This is a genomic window from Xanthomonas sp. NCPPB 3583 (genome assembly GCF_041475715.2).
Taxonomy (GTDB): domain Bacteria; phylum Pseudomonadota; class Gammaproteobacteria; order Xanthomonadales; family Xanthomonadaceae; genus Xanthomonas; species Xanthomonas euvesicatoria.
In genome coordinates this window covers 2458929-2475983 of sequence record NZ_CM191263.1, presented here as the reverse complement: position 1 = coordinate 2475983, position 17055 = coordinate 2458929, and the positions used below count along the sequence as shown (strand labels likewise).

Genomic DNA, 17055 nt, shown 5'->3' with positions numbered 1-17055 from the left:
CAAAACGCGTCTCACACAGCTCGCCGTGGCGCTCGGGTTGCTGGCGCTCGGCTTTGCCGGCGGCTACGCCTGGATGACTCGAACCTCTGATACCACTCCGCCCACCGGCGCGAGCGGCGCAGATCAAGCACGCAAGGTGCTGTACTGGTACGACCCCATGGCGCCGGAGCAGCGATTCGACAAGCCGGGCAAATCTCCGTTCATGGATATGGAGTTGCAGCCCAAATACGCAGATGAGGCCATAGGGGGCGGAACGCAGATCGATCCGCGCCTGCAGCAGAACGTGGGCATACGCACTCAGGAAGTGACGGTAGAGTCACTAGGGACTGCCGTACGCGTGCCGGGCACACTGACGTGGGATCTGACCCAGGAAACCGTGGTCAGTGCGCGCATGGAAGGCTTGATCACCCACGTGCAGGTAAAGGCGCCGTTTACCGAGGTTCGTCGTGGTCAAGCGCTGGCCACCGTGCAGGCCCCGGCATGGAACGCCGCCATCGCCGAAGCACATGCCCTGAGCCAAGCTCAGTCCGCGGGTGCGCGTGAGCTACAGGGTGCGGCGCAACAACGGTTGCGTTCGTTGGGTGTTCCTTCTGGCGCCTCGGCTAGAAGTGGCGTCGTGCTTGGCGCAGACCACAGTGGTGTCGTGACCGAGATCCTGGCACGCGAGGGACAGACTGTGATGCCCGGTACGCCACTGTTCAAGATCAATGGGCTGGACACACTGTGGCTGGAGGCCTCGGTGCCCCAGGCAGCGCTAGGCACCTTGCGGCCGGGGACCTCAGTGCAGGCCACGGTCAGTGCCTGGCCGGCAGAGCGCTTTGCCGGACAGATCCAGGCGTTGCTTCCCCAGGTCGACATGGCTAGTCGCACGCAGCGGGCGCGAATTGTGCTGCGTAACCCGCAGCGTCGGCTGGTGCCGGGCATGTTCGCCGAGGTTCTGGTGCAGCCCGACGCCGAGCAGGCCCTGCCAGTCGTTCCCACGGAGGCGCTGATCGCCACCGGGCGGGACAGCCGGGTCATCGTGCAGGATCCGGACGGGAGCTTCCGGCCAGTGCGGGTGAGTGTGGGACGTAGCGTGCAAGGGCGCACGCAGATCGTGGCAGGCTTGGCCGGTGGTGAACGCGTGGTCGTCTCGGGTCAGTTCCTGCTCGACTCTGAAGCCAGTCTCTCCGGTGCGTTGGAGCGCCTGGGCGCTGCACAACCGACACGCCCTGCCAGCGCATCAGGTGTGCACGAGCGCCATGACGCCGGGCACGACCCACGCACTGTCGTGCCCTCACCGTCCAGACAGCCTGCGCCTGTCGCGCCAGGGACCTTCACCTCTACGCCGCCGCGCTGCCCGGTGCAGTACTGGTATGACCCGATGGTGCCGGAGACGCATTTCGACAAGCCGGGCAAGTCACCGTTCATGGATATGCAGTTGGTACCCAAGTTCGGCCCCGCCGCAGCCGCTGATTGCCAGGCAAGCGACGTCATGTCCGAAGCGATGGAGGGCACACCATGATCGCGCGCCTGATCCATGCTTGCATCGCCAATCGCGTGCTGGTGCTGGTCGCCGCCGCGCTGCTGGCGGTGGTCGGTATCTGGTCGGTAAAGAACACGCCGCTGGATGCGCTGCCGGACCTTTCCGATACCCAGGTCATCATCCGCACGCAATGGGCGGGGCAAACCCCGCGCATCATCGAAGACCAGGTCACCTACCCGTTGGCCACCACGATGTTGTCCGTGCCGGGCGTGAAGGCGGTACGCGGCTTCTCCTTCTTCGGTGATTCGTTCGTCTACATCCTGTTTGACGATGCGACTGATCTGTACTGGGCGCGCTCTCGAGTGCTCGAGTACTTGAGCCAGGTGCGCGATCGACTTCCGCCGAATGTGAATCCGGCGCTGGGTCCTGATGCGACAGGACTGGGCTGGATCTACCAGTACGCCCTGGTGGATCGGACCGGTCAACGTGATGTGGGGCAGCTACGTGCGTTGCAGGACTGGTTTCTTCGTTATGAGCTAAAAACCGTGCCGGACGTGGCTGAAGTAGCCAGTGTGGGCGGTGCGGTGCGCGCCTGGCAGATCCAGCCCGATCCGCAGGCGTTGGCGGCCCGTGGACTGACGGTGGCCGAGCTCATCGAGGCGGTGGATGCGGCCAACGGCGCTACCGGGGGCTCGGTGATCGAACAAGGCGAAGCCGAACTGATGGTGCGCAGCGAAGGCTACCTGCGCACACAGGAGGCGTTCGAACAGGTGCCGGTAACCGGAAACGACGGCATCCCCGTCTTGCTCGGTGAGGTGGCCACGATCAGTCGGGGGCCGGTCTTCCGTCGTGGTATCGCAGAGTTGGATGGTCAAGGTGAGGTGGCCGGCGGCGTGATCGTCCTGCGCACCGGCAAGGATGCCTTGGGGGCCATCCGGAACGTCAAAGCTCGACTACAGGCGTTGCAATCCAGCTTGCCCGAGGGTGTGGAAGTGGTGCCAGTGTACGACCGCTCCGAGCTGATCCAGGATGCGGTACGCAACCTCACCCACAAGCTTGGCGAAGAGTTCCTGGTCGTAGCGCTGGTATGCCTGCTGTTCCTGTGGCACCTACGCTCAGCGTTGGTGGCCGTCATTACCCTACCCTTGGGTATCCTGGCGGCCTTCATCGTGATGCACGCCCAGGGGATCTCCGCCAACTTGCTGTCATTAGGCGGCATTGCCATCGCCATTGGTGCGATGGTCGATGCAGCGGTGGTGATGATCGAAAATGCACACAAGCATCTGGAGCACTGGCGGGAGGAGCAGGGCCGGGAACCTCAGGGTGAGGAGCGCTGGCAGTTGATGGCCCGCTCGGCGGCCGAGGTCGGACCGGCCCTGTTCGCCAGCTTGCTGGTCATCACCCTGTCTTTCGTGCCGGTTTTTGCCCTGCAGGCGCAAGAAGGGCGATTGTTCTCGCCCTTGGCCTACACCAAGACCTACGCGATGGCCGCCGCAGCAGGGTTGTCGGTGACCTTAATCCCGGTCTTGATGGGCTACCTGATCCGCGGCCACATCCGCCCGGAACAGCAGAACCCCATCAATCGCATCCTGATCGCTGGCTATCGGCCCATCCTGCTGTGGGTCCTCAAACATCCCGGTGTCACCTTGCTGCTCAGCGGCCTGCTGCTAGTGCTCACCTTGATCCCCTTTAGCCGGTTGGGCAGTGAGTTCATGCCGCCCTTGGAAGAAGGCAGCCTGTTGTACATGCCCACGGCCCTGCCCGGCCTGTCCGCCGACAAGGCCCGTCAGTTGCTCCAGCTCTCGGGCCGGATGATCAAGACCGTACCGGAGGTTGAGCACGTGTTCGGCAAGGCGGGCCGTGCCGAAAGTGCGACCGATCCGGCACCCATCGAAATGTTTGAGACCACCGTGACCTTCAAGCCGCGGGATCAATGGCGCCCGGGCATGACCCCCCAGAAGCTACGCCAGGAGTTGGACGCAGCGGTCAAGATTCCCGGTCTGACCAACCTATGGGTCCCGCCCATTCGCAATCGCATCGATATGTTGGCCACCGGCATCAAGAGCCCGATTGGGATCAAGGTCTCCGGACCAGATGTGGAGCAGATCGAGCGCCTGAGCCAACAGATCGAGCAGGTGGCCAAGACTGTGCCCGGCGTGAGTTCGGCACTGGCCGAACGCGTCACGGGTGGGCGCTATGTCGATGTACAGGTGCGCCCGGAAATCGCTGCACGTTACGGATTCACTCAAGGCCAACTCCAGCAACTGATTGCCACGGTCGTTGGCGGTGATCCAATCGGGGAAACGATCGAGGGGCGCGAACGCTATCCCATCGTCTTGCGCTACCCCCGTGGCCAGCGTGACTCGTTGCAGGCCTTGCAGGATCTGCCGCTGATCGCGCCAGGCGGTGTGCAACTGACCATGAGCCAGGTGGCGGAGCTGTCAATCAGCCCAGGCCCGCCGATGCTCAAGAGCGATAACGGCCGGTTGGTGGGCTACATCTACGTGGATGTGGCCGATCGCGACTTGGGATCGGTGGTCCAGGACCTGCAAGCCGCGGTGCAGACTCAGGTGAGTTTGCCTGCCGGCTATGGTCTGGCCTGGTCGGGGCAGTACGAGTATCTGCAACGGGCATTGGCACGCCTGCAATGGGTGGTGCCCGCGGCGTTGGCGATCATCTTCCTGGTCATCTGGATGGTGTTTCGCCGGCTTAGCGATGTATCCATCATCCTGCTCAGCTTGCCCTTGGCGTTGGTGGGCGGTTTCTGGTTGATCTGGGGGCTGGGCCATGCGATTTCGGTGGCCAGCATGATCGGATTCATCGCCCTGGGCGGCGTTGCGGCTGAGTTCGGCGTCATCATGCTGCTGTACCTGCGTCATGCCTGGGAGCAGCGCTTGGCCAGCGGTGCGCCGGAAGATGTGTCTACCCTGCAAGAGGCTATCTACGAAGGTGCCGTGCAACGGGTGCGCCCGAAGGCGATGACGGTAGCCGTCATCCTGGCCGGGTTGTTTCCGCTTTTCGTCGGTGCCGGTGCCGGCTCGGAGGTCATGCAACGTATCGCCGCGCCGATGCTGGGTGGCATGCTCACCGCACCGGTGCTCTCCATGGTGGTGATTCCCGCAGCGTTCTATCTGGTGCGGCGACGTGGATTGCGCGCGGCGCGGGGCGACCAATGAGAGACAGACTGAGCACTTGAGGTCCGTCCCCACAAAAAGACGCCAGTCATGGAAGAAGTCATGACTGGCGTCAAAGGGGAGAGTACCGCCTACGTGCTTACTTATCAGTGCCCGGCGTGCAGGGAAATCTCAAAGCTCAGCGACGCCCGATCCGACACAAAATCCAAACCCTTTTGTGTAGAGGGCACCATGTGATTGGTGTGGATGTACCAGGTCTTGGCGGTGGTCACCTGGAAACTGGCTTGGCCTTGGGCATCGGTGCGCAGGAGCGTAGCGCTACCGTGCCCACCCTTGACCGGTGCGTCAGCACGATGACCGACGTACACGCGTAGGTTAGGCACTGGCGTGCCCTGCTGCAGCACCTGGAACGACAGCTGTTCGCCGACCTTCACGCTTCCAGGATTGCGGGCCAAGCGGATCTCCAACGGATAGCCCAGGGAGGCAGCGAAGTCGTCGGTCAGTTTCGTGCCCACCTGTCCAATGGCACGGGCATGCTTGGTATAGCTATAGGTGACCCCTTTGGGAAACTTGCTCGCATCATAGGTGGCCAGGGTATCGGGCAAGTCTTCCAATTCCAGGTACTTGCCGAACTCGCTGGCCGTACGGGTGCTAGTGGAAGCCATCGTCGAGACACCCAGCAGATAGGTGCCCTCGCCCGCTGGATGCACGGTGAGCTGGCTTTGCTTGCCGACCTCTTTCCAACTGGCCAAGTCCGGGGCAGCCTTAGCGCCGCCCTGACTCAGCGAAACGTCCTGTAGACGCGCTCGGGTGACTGCACCTGCACTTTCATCGAAGGTGCCATTGTTCACCAACGCGGTGTTCGCCTCGCCCGCTGCGGTGCCGGGCTTGGAGAATGCGACAAACAGGTCGTGCGCGCCGGCGCTGCCGGCCACCGCGAACAGCAGTAGTGCGGCGGATAGTTGCGTGTTTCTCATGATGTGTAGCTCCTTGGGATCGTGGCTTACCAGTGGTAACCAAAGCGGACATTCCAGCGACGACCCAGCAAGTCGTACGTCATGGTGTCGGTGTTGGCGTTGGGGTTGTTCTGCACGAACGGCGCCTTCTTATCGAGCACGTTTTCAACGCCAGCGGAGATGTCCCATTTCTTCTTGATGCCGTAGCTCAGTTGCAGGTTGTGGTACACCACGCTGGACACATGCGAGCCGATCGTGCCGGGCACGGCGATGATGTCGTCCGCGCTGCCGATGTACTGCGCCGAATAGACGCCGGTCCAACGGTTTTTGCCCATGCGCAGTGAGCCCAAGCCACGCCACTGGGTGTAGCTACCCAAGCCGCTGGTGATCTTGCCGGCGTACTCAATGGTGGTGGCACCGGCGAAAGGAGTGACGTCGTAACGCTCAAGATACGAGGCGTCCAGACTCGCGCTGGCCTGCCAGCCGGCCACATCGAACTGATACAGCACGCCGATATCCACGCCTTCGGATTCCTCGCTGGCCGCATTGACCTGCTGGGACGAGAGGTAGTTGACCTCACCGGTAACCGGATCACGGGTAAAGTTGGCCGGCGAGCAGAACGGATGGGCCAGGTTCGGTGTGGTGTAGCACGCACGCAGCTTGACCGAGCCTTCAATGCTACGGATCGCATTCTCGATGCGGATACGGTAGTAATCGGCCGTGAGCGTCAGCCCCGGCGCAAACCCTGGGGTCCACACAAAGCCTGCCGTGAAGGTCCGCGCATCTTCAGGCTTGAGGTCGGGATTGCCGCCGGTCGTGGTGAGGATGGTGTTGCCCAACTGACGAAAGTTGGTCGGCACGCCCGCGGCTTGGCAGTTGGCCCGAATGACCGAGTCGGCGGGTAACGTGCTCCAGTTGCTGCACGGATCCAGCGTAGTCAGGCTGCCTTGGCCGATGCCACCGAACAACTCCGGAATGCTGGGGATGCGAAAAGCCGTGGCGTAGTTGAGACGGATCTTGAGAGGTTCGGCCACCTGCCAATCCAACCCCACCTTGTAGTTGGTGTCGCTGCCGAACAGGTCGTAGTCCGAATAGCGGCCGGCCAGGTTCAAGGTGGCGTAGTCCACCAGCGGAATGTCCTGCAACAGCGGGACGGCGAACTCGACAAACGCTTCCTTGGCCGAGTACTCGCCTTCGATCGGATCTTGACGCACGATGTTGGCGCTGCCGTTGACCACCAGCGGGTCCGGATACAGCCAACCGCGTTCCTTGCGAAACTCCACGCCCGAGGCGAAGGCGACGCTGCCGGCGGGCAGATCGAACAGGGCGCCGGAAATGGTGCCGCTAAAGCCCTGCTGGCTGTTGCCACCTGAGCCACGCTGGGTAAACAGAATGTAGTCCAGCACTTCAGGCGTCAGATTGCCGTAGCCCAGATAGTTGCCGCAAGGAATGGCCGCGCCCGGGGTGTTGCTGCACAGGCTGGTATTGAGAGTGTTTTCCACCCGGTCCAGGTTGGCAATGTTGGTCGAGCTGTCGGTGGCCGAATTGCGCCCCCAGTTCAACGCCACATTCCATGCCCAGTTATCGCCCCACTGCCCTTCCAGCCCTAGCACGGTGCGGAACGTATCGACCTCCTGCTCGGTGATGCGCGCTCCAGCTTCTTCCAGACGCCGGCGCTCCAAGGTCAGGTTTTGGCCGGTGGGGTTGGTCGGATTGGTGGCAGCAATCCGGATCGTGCGATAGACGCCCAGGGTGTTGGGCGAGGCACGCTGGTTGGACTGGCGATTGGTCGCCATCAGTTCGGTGAAAAGGCGCGTGTTCTCAGTCAGGTCGAACTGACCAAAGCCGCTCAGGCCAATGCGCTTGATCGGGCTGACGGCATTGAGCAGCAGGTTGTAGTTGTAGTTGTGCTTGGCGGGATCGTAGAGCTCGTAAGAGCGCGGATCTCCATTGGGATCTTGATTGAAGTTGACTACCCGGCCATCGGCCAAGCGTGCACGACCGCCGATGGTGGATGAGTTGCCCACGCACTGCAGCGTGCCCGCCACTACGCCTAGCGGGCACGGCGCGCGCGAGGCCATCGTGATGGTGCCACTTTCGGCATAGGTCAGCGCACCGGACATCGAACTGCGCTCGCCTGTGGTGCCGAAGGCCAAGTTGAACGAGCCGATCTCGCCATCACCTTTGAAGGTTTGGCCATAACGGGTGGACATCTCCACGCCATCCGTTTCCTTGCGCGTAATGATGTTCACCACGCCGGCTACGGCATCGGCGCCGTAGATGGCCGATGCACCATCCTTCAGGATTTCGATGCGATCTACCAGGGCAAGCGGCACTACGTTCAGATCCACCGAATTGTTGGCGCCGGTGCCACCATTGACTACGCGCCGGCCGTTGAGCAGCACCAATGTGCGGTTTACGCCCAAGCCACGCAGGTTGATCTGGGTGGTGCCGTTACCGTTACCGGTCCAGAAGTTGTTGGATTGCGAGCCGGCCGCGCCGGCCGATGCAGGCAAGCGCTGCAACAGTGTTTCCACGGACACGGCGCCGGAGCTTTGGATGGTTTCAGCATCGATGACCGTGGTGGGTCCCACGCCGGACATCTGGGCACGCTTGATATGGCTGCCGGTTACTTGGACCGCATCAAAGGTGGTGGGTGCAGTGGTCGACGTCGTGGAGGCGTCGGCACCGCCGGAGACGGTGGAGGTGTACGTGTCGGAGCCGGCTTGCCCTAGGCTGGAAGATGGTGTGCTGCGGATACTGGGCGCCGGTGCATTTGCCGCCTCGCGGACGATGGCCAATGCGCCACTTTGATCCCGCTTGACGGTCAACCCAGTGCCCGCCAGCAGACGGTTCAGCGCCGCGTCCTGGGACATGTCACCGCGCGCCCCGGAGGTGCGCCGATCGCGCACGTCTTCGCTCAGGTAGACCAGACGAACGCCCGACTGCCTGGCATAGGCCTCCAGCGCGACCTTCAGATCCCCTTCTGGAATATCAAAGGTGCTTGTTTGTGCTGCGGCCGAGGCCGCGATGACCAGACCACACATGACAGCCAACGCTGTCCTCGCCACTTTCGTACGTGCCATGCATTTTCCCCAGGTCGGCGCAAATCGGCCTTATGTCTGAGACGAGATGGCGACGCAGTTCCGGTATGAAATATTTCAGATTGATGTCTGTAGGCGATTCAATGCGGTTGCGAGACACGAATCTGATCGCCGTGTGTCTCTACGCGCAGATTGAAGCCCGTGGCCAGCAGTCGCGCGAAGGCATCCACCCCGGCGGCATCGAAGCTGCCACCCACGCGCATGTGGGCGGTTTCCGTATCCATCAGCACCAGCTGCTTTTCGTTGTAGCGATTGAACTGGGCTGCCACATCGGCCAAGGTGGATTGATCGAACTCCAATGTGCCATGGCGCCAGCTCAGGGATCGCCGCACCTTGTCCTGCGCATTCACCGCTACGAGAGTTCCGGCCGGTTTGCTGTACAGCAAACCGCCGCCCTGTACGATCACGGGCGGGCGGCCGGGCTTGGCCACCATCGGCTCGACGCGCACCTTGCCTTCCAGCACCGCCACTTCCAGGCGCTCGCGTTCTTGCCTGACGGAGAACTTCGTTCCCAAGACCACCACCTTGTGGTCGCCGGCATGGATCACAAACGGATGCGCAGGGTCTGGCTTTACGTCGAAGAAGGCTTCGCCTTTGTCCAGCCATACATGGCGCAGCGAGGGATCCACCTGCGCGCGGAGCTCGGTGTGCGTATTCAGTTCCACCCGCGAACCGTCCGACAAGGCCACGACTTCCCGCCCCCCAACCTCGGTGGTGTAGCGAGTACCCGGCCCCCACCAGGGCATGTTCAGCAGTACGGCCAGCATTGCCACCGCCGCGGCCACTGACCAACGCACCGGTGAGGCCCAACGCCGCGTGCGAGGTGATTGCACGCCGCGCACGGCCGCCAGTCGATCGGCTCGATCCCAGACCGACTTCAAACGAAGCCAGGCCACACGATGGGCCGTATCCTGCCCCAACCAAGCATCAAGCTGCCTCTGGTCCTGCGCGGTCCACTGCGAAGATTGGGCGCGATTGATCCACTGCGCAGCAACTTGTTCGATGTCGTTGTGCGGGCTCATGGGTGCGAACGTTCCTTGTTGAAGCGCCGGGCCGGGCGCTGAATCTTGCCGGTACCGCCAAGCATGAAGTCCGCCAATGCGCGCATGCCCAACAACGTCTGGCGCTCCACCGTATCTTCGGCAATGCCCAGGCGGCTGGCCACTTCGCGTTGGCTCAAGCCGTAGATCTTGCGAAGCTCGACGATCTGCCGGCATTTGGTGGGCAGTTTCTGCAGGCCTTGCTGGAGGCGCCGCAACTCATCGCGTGCGCCCAGATGCCGCTCCGGCGTCACCTCATCGCTCTGCATCACCGCCTGCTCGACATCGGCCATGGCTTCAATGGACACGATGCGTGAGCGGCGGATGCGATCAATGAGCAGGTTGCGTACGGTGGTCATGACAAAAGGTTTGGCCTGCGACGGCAGACCCCGACGCGCGGCTTCGTATATGCGTGTGTAAGCCTCCTGCCGAAGATCAGGAATCTCGCTGTCCTCATGCCCATGCCGGCGCAGAAAGGCGTGGATCAGGCCTTCCAGCGGCAAGACATGGGCGATGAACCACTCATCCAGTGCGGTGGTCACCAGGGTGCTCGCTGATTCATCGGGCAGGCTCAGGCACGTCCATTCACTGGGACGAGCGCGGTCAGGAAATCCGGTACACCGCGGCGCCCGCCGGCCTGCTTGGCCGGCGGGCGCTGGGATCAGATCTTGAAGTCGTCGTACGCCACCTGGCTGTCGGGTACCCCCAGCCTGCTCAGTAGCTCTCGGGTGGCCTTGAGCATGGCCGGCGGTCCGCACAGGTAAAACTCGCAATCAGCCAGGGCCTGATGGGCTTTGAGCAGACGATCGTGGGCCACTTCGTGAACCAGACCCCTCAAGAGCGCATCGTCGTTCTGCGCTTCATCTGACAGCACCAAGTGCCAGCTGAAGTTCTCGTGCTGCTGGGCCAGGCGCTCCATCTCCTCGATGTACGGTGCCTCCTTAAGGCTGCGTGCGCCATACCAGAAGTGGATCCGCTCACCGCCCTGCCCCGCCAAGAGCGTCCGAATCATCGCGCGCAGCGGCGCCATGCCAGCGCCGCCGCCGATGAACACTTTCTCCCGCCCGTGGGGTTTGAGCGCGAAGTCGCCGAAGGGGCCGCTGAAAGAAACCCGATCCCCCGGCGAGAGCGTGTACAGGTAGGTCGATCCCCTGCCCGGCGGTTGCCGCTTCTTGTCCGATCTGCCGGGACTGAAGCGCGCCAGCAACGTCAGACGACCCTGCGCCTGATCAATGGGCAAGGCCAAGGAGTAGGCCCGACGGACCGGTTCGCGATTGACCAGCTTTTCCGGCAGATCCACGCCGGCCCAATCCTGATGGTGGTGTTCGGGTCGCACCAACTTGTGAACAGGCACGTCGTAATCGGGCACGTGCACCTGCAGGTAAGCACCGGGCTGATACTCCGGTCCGGCAGCCTCGTCGGGCTTGAGCACGATCTCGCGCAGGAACGGGGTCACTGCCGTAACCTGCTCCACGGTGGCCGCATACTCGGTCCACAGGCTGGCCCCGCCGGCCACCTCGACATCGGTGTCCTCGGTCACGGCCAGGTTGCAGGCCAGGCGATAGCCCATCTTGACCTTGCTGGCGCCCAGGTGGGCGCGATCGGCCGCGGTGGCTTTGGGCGCCGCGCCGCGGAAGCGCACCTCGCACAGACCACAGCTCTGCCCTCCTCCACAGTTGGACGGCAGTTGCACGCCCTCGCGTGCCAGCGAGACGTAGACGTTGTCGCCTGCCGACGCCCGTACGGTGCGCAGCCGTGTCCCGTCCGGACCGAATACCGACAACTCGCGGGCCGGACGCCAGCGGCGCGGCACGAACTCGCTCCAGTGGAAGCTGGCAAACAGCAGCCAGATCCCGGTCAGGGCCAACCACAGACCGCCGATCGCGGCAGTGACCACCAACGGGTTGTTGAAGTTCTTGCGCCCGGTGTAGTCCATGATGTGCAACATCCAGAACACATCGAATAGACGCCAGGTCTTGTTGCGGTGGTAGAGCACTTCGCCCGTCTGGGCAGACAGGTACACCGTGGTGTCCTGCGTGTCATCGGTGTCCACACGCCACAGACGCCCCTCGTGATCGCGCACCTCCCCGCTCCACTCCAACAGGCGCGGCGCTTTCAGCGTGCCCGGTCCGGTGTAGGAGGCCTGAGCCAGGCGGGTGGCCCAGGCCGAATCCAAGGGGATCGGCTGGCCCGTAACGGCGTTGGCCAAGGTGACACCTTGCGCATCGGCCAATTGGTACACCGGCGTGTCCAACAGCCAGCCAGAACTCACGCGGCTGATCTTCTTGTTGCCACCCAGAAAGCTGGCCGGCGATCGGGCGTTGGCGGGCCAGTCGTGCGCGGCATGCGCATGGGCCTGGAACTGATGGCCCTGCACCTGATCGTGGTCCAACCAACTCATCATCACGCCGCTGGCCATCCAAAGCAGCAACTGCAGGCCGATGATCAAGCCGACCCATTTGTGCAGCGTTCTCATCCAGGGCGTCATGCTGCGGCCCTCCTGCGAAAGCTGTAGAACAACAGCCAGGCGCCACTGAGCACGAACACCAGTCCGACCGCCGAGGCCACGCGCAACAGAGTGTTGTTGACGTCCGAGCGCGCCTCGTAGTCCATGATGTGGAACATCCACAGGAAATCGAACCAACGCCACAGGCTGTGCCGCCGCGCCAGCAACTCGCCGCTATAGGGCGAGAAGTACAACGTCGTTTCACCGGCATCGGCGTAGTGCACGGCCCACATGGGAACCGGGCGCGTGGCGACTTCCTGCGGCGCCTGCGTCACCCATTCAACCCGGGCTACCGGCGCTTGGCCCTGGTACACCGCCTTAGCCAGCGCGATCGCCATTTGCTGATCGCCCGGCGAGAGCACCTGGCCGGTCGTAGCGTCGAGCAGGTAGATCTTGTCGTGGGCATGGATCTCATAGACATCCCGCTCTAGCAGGCGCTTGAGCTTGACCTGGGTCATGCCCGGGTAGCGGCGCTGCAACTCCTCACCTGACAAGTGCGTGGGTGCGACCAGCGGTTGCTGATGCGCATGGGCCAGGTGATCGCCATGGATGATGTCCAAGGAAATGACCGTCATGTACACGCCGCTGATCATCCACAGCAGCGCTTGCACGCCGATGATCAGGCCAATCCATTTGTGGGCCTTACGCGCCCAGAAAGCCGATTTCATAGTGATCTCGTTCGACAGGAAGACGACACCTGCCCCCGTCACACGGACGGGGACAGGTGAAGCGGGCCTTACCAGTGGTAACCCACGCGTGCATACCAACGACGACCCAGCAGGTCATACGTCATCGTGTCGGTATTGGCGTCGGTGTAGCTCTGGATGAACGGGGCTTTCTTGTCGTACAGGTTGTCGATGCCGAAGGACACATCGAAGGTCTTGTTCGGTGCGTACTTGAGCTGGACATTGTGGTAGGTCACGCTGGGGGCATGATCGCCAATGTCGCCGGGGCTGGCGTTGATGTCATCCGCCTTGCCGATGTACTGCAAGCTGTATGAGCCGGACCAGGCTTCGCGCTCCATCGTCAGCGAGGTCAAGGCGCGCCAGTGAGTGAAGCTGCCACGGCCACCGGTGATCTTGCCGGCGTACTCGATCACCTCCGCGCCCGGGAACGGCCGCACGTCGTACTGGTCCAGGTAGGACACATCCACACTCAGAGTCGAATCGAACCCAGCGACCGCGAACTCGTACAGACCGCCCAGGTCGATGCCCCGTACCCGCTCGTTGGCGGCATTGACCGGCTGGGACGACAGGAAGTCCACTTCACCGGTGATCGGGTTGCGGGTGAAGTTGTCATTGCCGCAGAACGGATGCGCCAAGCCCGGGGTGTTGTAGCAGATCGACAGCTTGGTTGAGCCATCGATGCGCTGGATGGCGTTGTCGATCTTGATGTTGAAGTAGTCCACCGTCAGCGTCAGTCCCGGCAGGAAGCTCGGGGTCCAGACCGCACCCACGGTCAGGGACTTGGCATCCTCCGGCTCCAGGTTAGGATTGCCGCCAGAGGTGGTGAGGATCGTGTTGCCCGGCTGCACGTAACCTGCCGGCACACCGTACGACTGGCAGTTTTGACGCACTACCGAATCAGCCGGCAAGCTACTCCAGCCGCTACAGGGATCGGTCGTGGTCAGGTTGCCTTCGGCCACGCCGCCAAACAACTCGGGGATGTTGGGGATGCGGAAAGCCGTGGCGTAGTTGGCGCGCACTTTCAAGGACGGCACGATCTGCCAATCCAGGCCTACCTTGTAGTTCACGTCTTCCCCGAACAGGTCGTAGTCGGAGTAGCGCACGGCGGCATTGAGCGTCAGGCTCTCGGCGATCACGCTGTCCTGCAGCAGCGGCACGGCAAACTCGGCGAAGGCTTCCTTGGCCGTGTACTCACCGGCGATCGGATCCTGTTGGTTCGTGTTGGCAATGCCCAGCACCGTCAGCGGATCAGGATCGCGCCAACCACGCTCCTTGCGAACCTCGATGCCGGAGGCAAAGCCCACCCAACCGGCCGGCATCTCGAATAGCTGGCCGCTGATGTTGGCGGTGAAGCTTTTCTGGTCATTACCGCCGTTATCGCGCGTCCTGAACAGGATGTAGTTGAGCACCTCGGGGGTCAGGTCGCCGTAGCCGAGATAGTCACCGCAGGGGATCGCCGCGCCGGGCGTGTTGCTGCACACCGCGGTATTGAGCGTGTCATCCACCCGGTCCAGGTTGGCCACATTGGTCGAGCCATCCACACCGGTGTTGCGCCCCCAGTTCAGCGCGGCCGACCAGTCCCAGTTCATGCCCAACTGGCCTTCAATGCCCGCGACCACGCGGAAGGTATTGGTTTCCTGGAAGAACTCGCGCGGGCCGGCCTCTTCCAGACGGCGGCGCTGCAGCAGCAGGTCTTGGCCGGTCGGGTTGGTCGGGTGGCTGGCCGCGATGTTGATCGGGCGATAGACACCCAGGCTGCCGGGCGTGGCCAACTGGTCGGACTGGCGGTTGGTGAACATCAACTCGGTGAACACGCGCGTGGTTTCATTCACCGTGCTGTCGCCGAACAGGCTGAAGCTCAAACGCTTGATCGGATTGACGGCATTGAGATAGGGATTGCCGTTGTAGTTATGTTTGGCCGCCGAATACGGTTCATAGAAATCCCCGTCACCATTGGGATCCTGATTGAAGTTCACGCGCGAGCCGTCGGCTAGCAATGCGCGCCCACCGATGGTGGCCGAACTGCCCACACATTCGAGTTGCCCGTCGACCTCACCCAAGCCGCACGGTGCGCGTGAGGCCATGTTGACCGTGCCGGTCTCCGAGTAGTTGATGCCGGCCATCAACGAACCGCGGTCTGACGTAATACCCCAGGCGAAATCGAACGACTTTTCTTCGCCATCACTTTCGAAGGTCTGTCCGTACCGCACTGCCGCCTCGGCACCGTCGTAGTTCTTCTTGGTGATGATGTTCACCACGCCCGCCACGGCATCGGCACCGTAGATGGCTGAGGCACCGTCCTTGAGGACCTCGATCCGCTCGATCAGCGCTACCGGGATGATGTTCAGGTCCACCGAGCTGTTGGCACCGGTGCCACCATTGACCACACGACGACCATTGAGCAGAACCAGCGTGCGGTTGATGCCCAGGCCGCGCAGATTGACCTGGGTAGTGCCGTAGCCGTTCTCGGCCCAGTAGGCATTGGATTGGCTGCCGGCGAAACCGGCCGAGGCCGGCAGGCGCTGCAGCAGCGTCTCCACCGACGTGGCGCCGGAGCGCTCGATGGCTTCGGCATCAACCACGCTGACCGGACCAACACCGGAGAGCTGCAGTCGCTTGATATGGCTGCCGGTGACCTGGACGGTGTCCAGCGTCTTGGCCGACTCGCTCGTGGCGCCCTGTTCAGCCTGCTGAGCCAGGGCCACCGTGGAAAAACCGGCGCACAGAAGGGCACCGACGGATACCGCCAAAGGATTGCGCTTGAAGTACATGGGTTCTCTCTCCCCCGAAGGGCAATGCATGCGTATGACCCTGGTGCCCCAGACGTGGGGGCCTATGCGACATCAGGGCGTGCGTAGACGTCGCCAATCAATGGCGACCAAGCAGCATTAGCCGATGGGAGGTCGGAACAGCCGGGATACCTGTCGTCGCAGCGGCGGCAACTCAGGCGTAGGTAGGTAGGTGCTCGTCAGGGCGTGCTGGGCGGCAAAGATGACCGGCACACGCCCGGCGAAGAAGGTGAGCACACAGCTGCAGTCGCAGGAGGTGGTGCTGCAGTCGCACTGATGATCGTTCTGATCACCCTGCCCGGCTTGCTTGCCACCGGGACGAATTTTGTTGCAATCGTTACTAATCTTGGCGCGTTCATTGACACGCGCGCCGCCGTGCACCGAGTGGGTGCCATTCACCGCACCTGGGGGAGGAATATGCCGCACGGCCATCCGCGTGGTGGCCTGCGCGCTCAGGATCCCATCCGCGCAGAGCACGAGGATCAGGAACATACGCAGTAGCACGCGAAGCGACGACATGAGCGTGTGGCGAACCCGCAGGTTGTCTATACCACAGCAATAGCACGAGGAAATTCTTAGTGTCAACTGCTTGTGCAGCACAGCATCGAAAGTGGTTTGACTGGTTGTATAGACATGTAATGCTTGGCCCATGGACGAACCCAAGCCGCACTACCAGAAGCTCAAGCACTTCATCCTGCGTCACATCACCAACGGCGACTGGCCCGCGCGCAGTCGCGTCCCCAGCGAGAACGAACTGACGGCCAAGTTCGGCTTGTCTCGCATGACAGTGAATCGAGCGCTGCGCGAGTTGACCGATGCCGGCGTGCTGACCCGAGTGCAAGGCGTGGGCACGTTCGTCGCCGGGCCCAAGGCCGAATCGGCGATGTTCGAGGTGCGCAACATTCGCGAAGAGATTCAGTCCCGCGGCCAGACACACTCGGTCCAGGTATTGATCTGCGAGACGGTCGAGGCGCGCTCCAGTGTGACGACCAACTTCGGCCTGACACCGGGCACGGAGCTGTTCCACAGCCGCCTGCTCCACCACAGCGATGACAAGCCCGTGCAGTTGGAGGATCGCTTTGTGCAACCCAGCGTGGCGCCGGATTACCTGGACATCGATTTCCACACCGAGATTCCGCATCAGTACTTGATGCGCGTTGCGCCGCTGGAGCGCGCCGAACATGTGATCGAAGCCGAGACGGCCAGCAAGCGTCTGGCCGCGCAACTGAAGATCAACGAAGGCGATCCGTTGCTGGTGCTGACCCGACGTACGTGGTCGCGCGGACAGGTGGCCAGCTTTGTGCGGTTGATTCACCCGGCATCTCGTTACCGCTTTGTGGGCACCTTCCAGGTTGGCGCCCCCCTGACTCCCTGA

The 17055-nt window shown here is 62.6% G+C and carries 11 protein-coding genes; 3 read left to right on the top strand and 8 right to left on the bottom strand.

Translation table 11 applies throughout. From position 1 onward, the window contains the following. Positions 1–37 precede the first annotated feature (37 nt). Positions 38–1504, top strand: a complete 1467-nt coding sequence (locus ACCQ07_RS10805; RefSeq protein ID WP_372364091.1) for an efflux RND transporter periplasmic adaptor subunit — start codon at positions 38–40, stop codon at positions 1502–1504. Then, entirely contained in the window at positions 1501–4641 is a 3141-nt protein-coding gene (locus ACCQ07_RS10800) for an efflux RND transporter permease subunit (RefSeq protein ID WP_074053017.1), read from the top strand. Before ACCQ07_RS10805 ends, ACCQ07_RS10800 begins: the two co-directional genes overlap by 4 nt. A 104-nt stretch (positions 4642–4745) precedes the next feature. Here the strand turns inward: ACCQ07_RS10800 and ACCQ07_RS10795 are convergent, their stop codons facing one another. From ACCQ07_RS10795 to ACCQ07_RS10760, 8 genes are all read right to left on the bottom strand, one after another. Next, the gene (locus tag ACCQ07_RS10795; protein ID WP_074053016.1) at positions 4746–5576 is read right to left on the bottom strand and encodes a DUF4198 domain-containing protein; all 831 of its coding nucleotides are present in this window, start codon (positions 5574–5576) and stop codon (positions 4746–4748) included. Positions 5577–5602: 26 nt separating this feature from the next. Further along, on the bottom strand, positions 5603–8602 hold the full coding sequence (locus ACCQ07_RS10790; RefSeq protein WP_221234445.1) for a TonB-dependent receptor: 3000 nt from the start codon (positions 8600–8602) through the stop codon (positions 5603–5605). A gap of 137 nt (positions 8603–8739) precedes the next feature. Then, positions 8740–9681, bottom strand: coding sequence for a FecR family protein (locus tag ACCQ07_RS10785; protein ID WP_074053015.1), 942 nt, complete (start codon positions 9679–9681; stop codon positions 8740–8742). Beyond that, positions 9678–10241, bottom strand: a complete 564-nt coding sequence (locus tag ACCQ07_RS10780) for an RNA polymerase sigma factor (protein ID WP_230434466.1) — start codon at positions 10239–10241, stop codon at positions 9678–9680. Before ACCQ07_RS10780 ends, ACCQ07_RS10785 begins: the two co-directional genes overlap by 4 nt. Positions 10242–10360: 119 nt before the next feature. Beyond that, entirely contained in the window at positions 10361–12148 is a 1788-nt protein-coding gene (locus ACCQ07_RS10775; RefSeq protein ID WP_306677703.1) for a 2Fe-2S iron-sulfur cluster-binding protein, read from the bottom strand. Between the two features lie 35 nt (positions 12149–12183). Continuing rightward, complete coding sequence (locus tag ACCQ07_RS10770) at positions 12184–12873, bottom strand: PepSY domain-containing protein (RefSeq protein ID WP_074053013.1); 690 nt, start codon at positions 12871–12873, stop codon at positions 12184–12186. 68 nt (positions 12874–12941) lie between these two features. Then, a complete protein-coding gene (locus ACCQ07_RS10765; RefSeq protein WP_074053012.1) occupies positions 12942–15662 on the bottom strand; it encodes a TonB-dependent receptor in 2721 nt (906 codons plus the stop codon). 117 nt (positions 15663–15779) lie between these two features. Beyond that, the gene (locus tag ACCQ07_RS10760; RefSeq protein ID WP_372364090.1) at positions 15780–16331 is read right to left on the bottom strand and encodes a CopL family metal-binding regulatory protein; all 552 of its coding nucleotides are present in this window, start codon (positions 16329–16331) and stop codon (positions 15780–15782) included. On the opposite strand from ACCQ07_RS10760, the gene hutC reads away from it, so the two are divergent. Then, the gene (hutC, locus tag ACCQ07_RS10755) at positions 16330–17055 is read left to right on the top strand and encodes a histidine utilization transcriptional repressor HutC (protein WP_046932594.1); all 726 of its coding nucleotides are present in this window, start codon (positions 16330–16332) and stop codon (positions 17053–17055) included. The two genes, ACCQ07_RS10760 and hutC, sit on opposite strands and share 2 nt — an antisense overlap.

What these genes read in the sequence shown, in the direction of transcription:
- ACCQ07_RS10800 (WP_074053017.1), top strand. Translation starts at nt 1,501, where the DNA reads ATGATCGCGCGCCTGATCCATGCTTGCATCGCCAATCGCGTGCTGGTG.
- ACCQ07_RS10795 (WP_074053016.1), bottom strand. Translation starts at nt 5,576, where the DNA reads ATGAGAAACACGCAACTATCCGCCGCACTACTGCTGTTCGCGGTGGCC.
- ACCQ07_RS10790 (WP_221234445.1), bottom strand. Translation starts at nt 8,602, where the DNA reads ATGTGTGGTCTGGTCATCGCGGCCTCGGCCGCAGCACAAACAAGCACC.
- ACCQ07_RS10785 (WP_074053015.1), bottom strand. Translation starts at nt 9,681, where the DNA reads ATGAGCCCGCACAACGACATCGAACAAGTTGCTGCGCAGTGGATCAAT.
- ACCQ07_RS10770 (WP_074053013.1), bottom strand. Translation starts at nt 12,873, where the DNA reads ATGAAATCGGCTTTCTGGGCGCGTAAGGCCCACAAATGGATTGGCCTG.
- ACCQ07_RS10765 (WP_074053012.1), bottom strand. Translation starts at nt 15,662, where the DNA reads ATGTACTTCAAGCGCAATCCTTTGGCGGTATCCGTCGGTGCCCTTCTG.
- hutC (WP_046932594.1), top strand. Translation starts at nt 16,330, where the DNA reads ATGGACGAACCCAAGCCGCACTACCAGAAGCTCAAGCACTTCATCCTG.
- ACCQ07_RS10760 (WP_372364090.1), bottom strand. Translation starts at nt 16,331, where the DNA reads ATGGGCCAAGCATTACATGTCTATACAACCAGTCAAACCACTTTCGAT.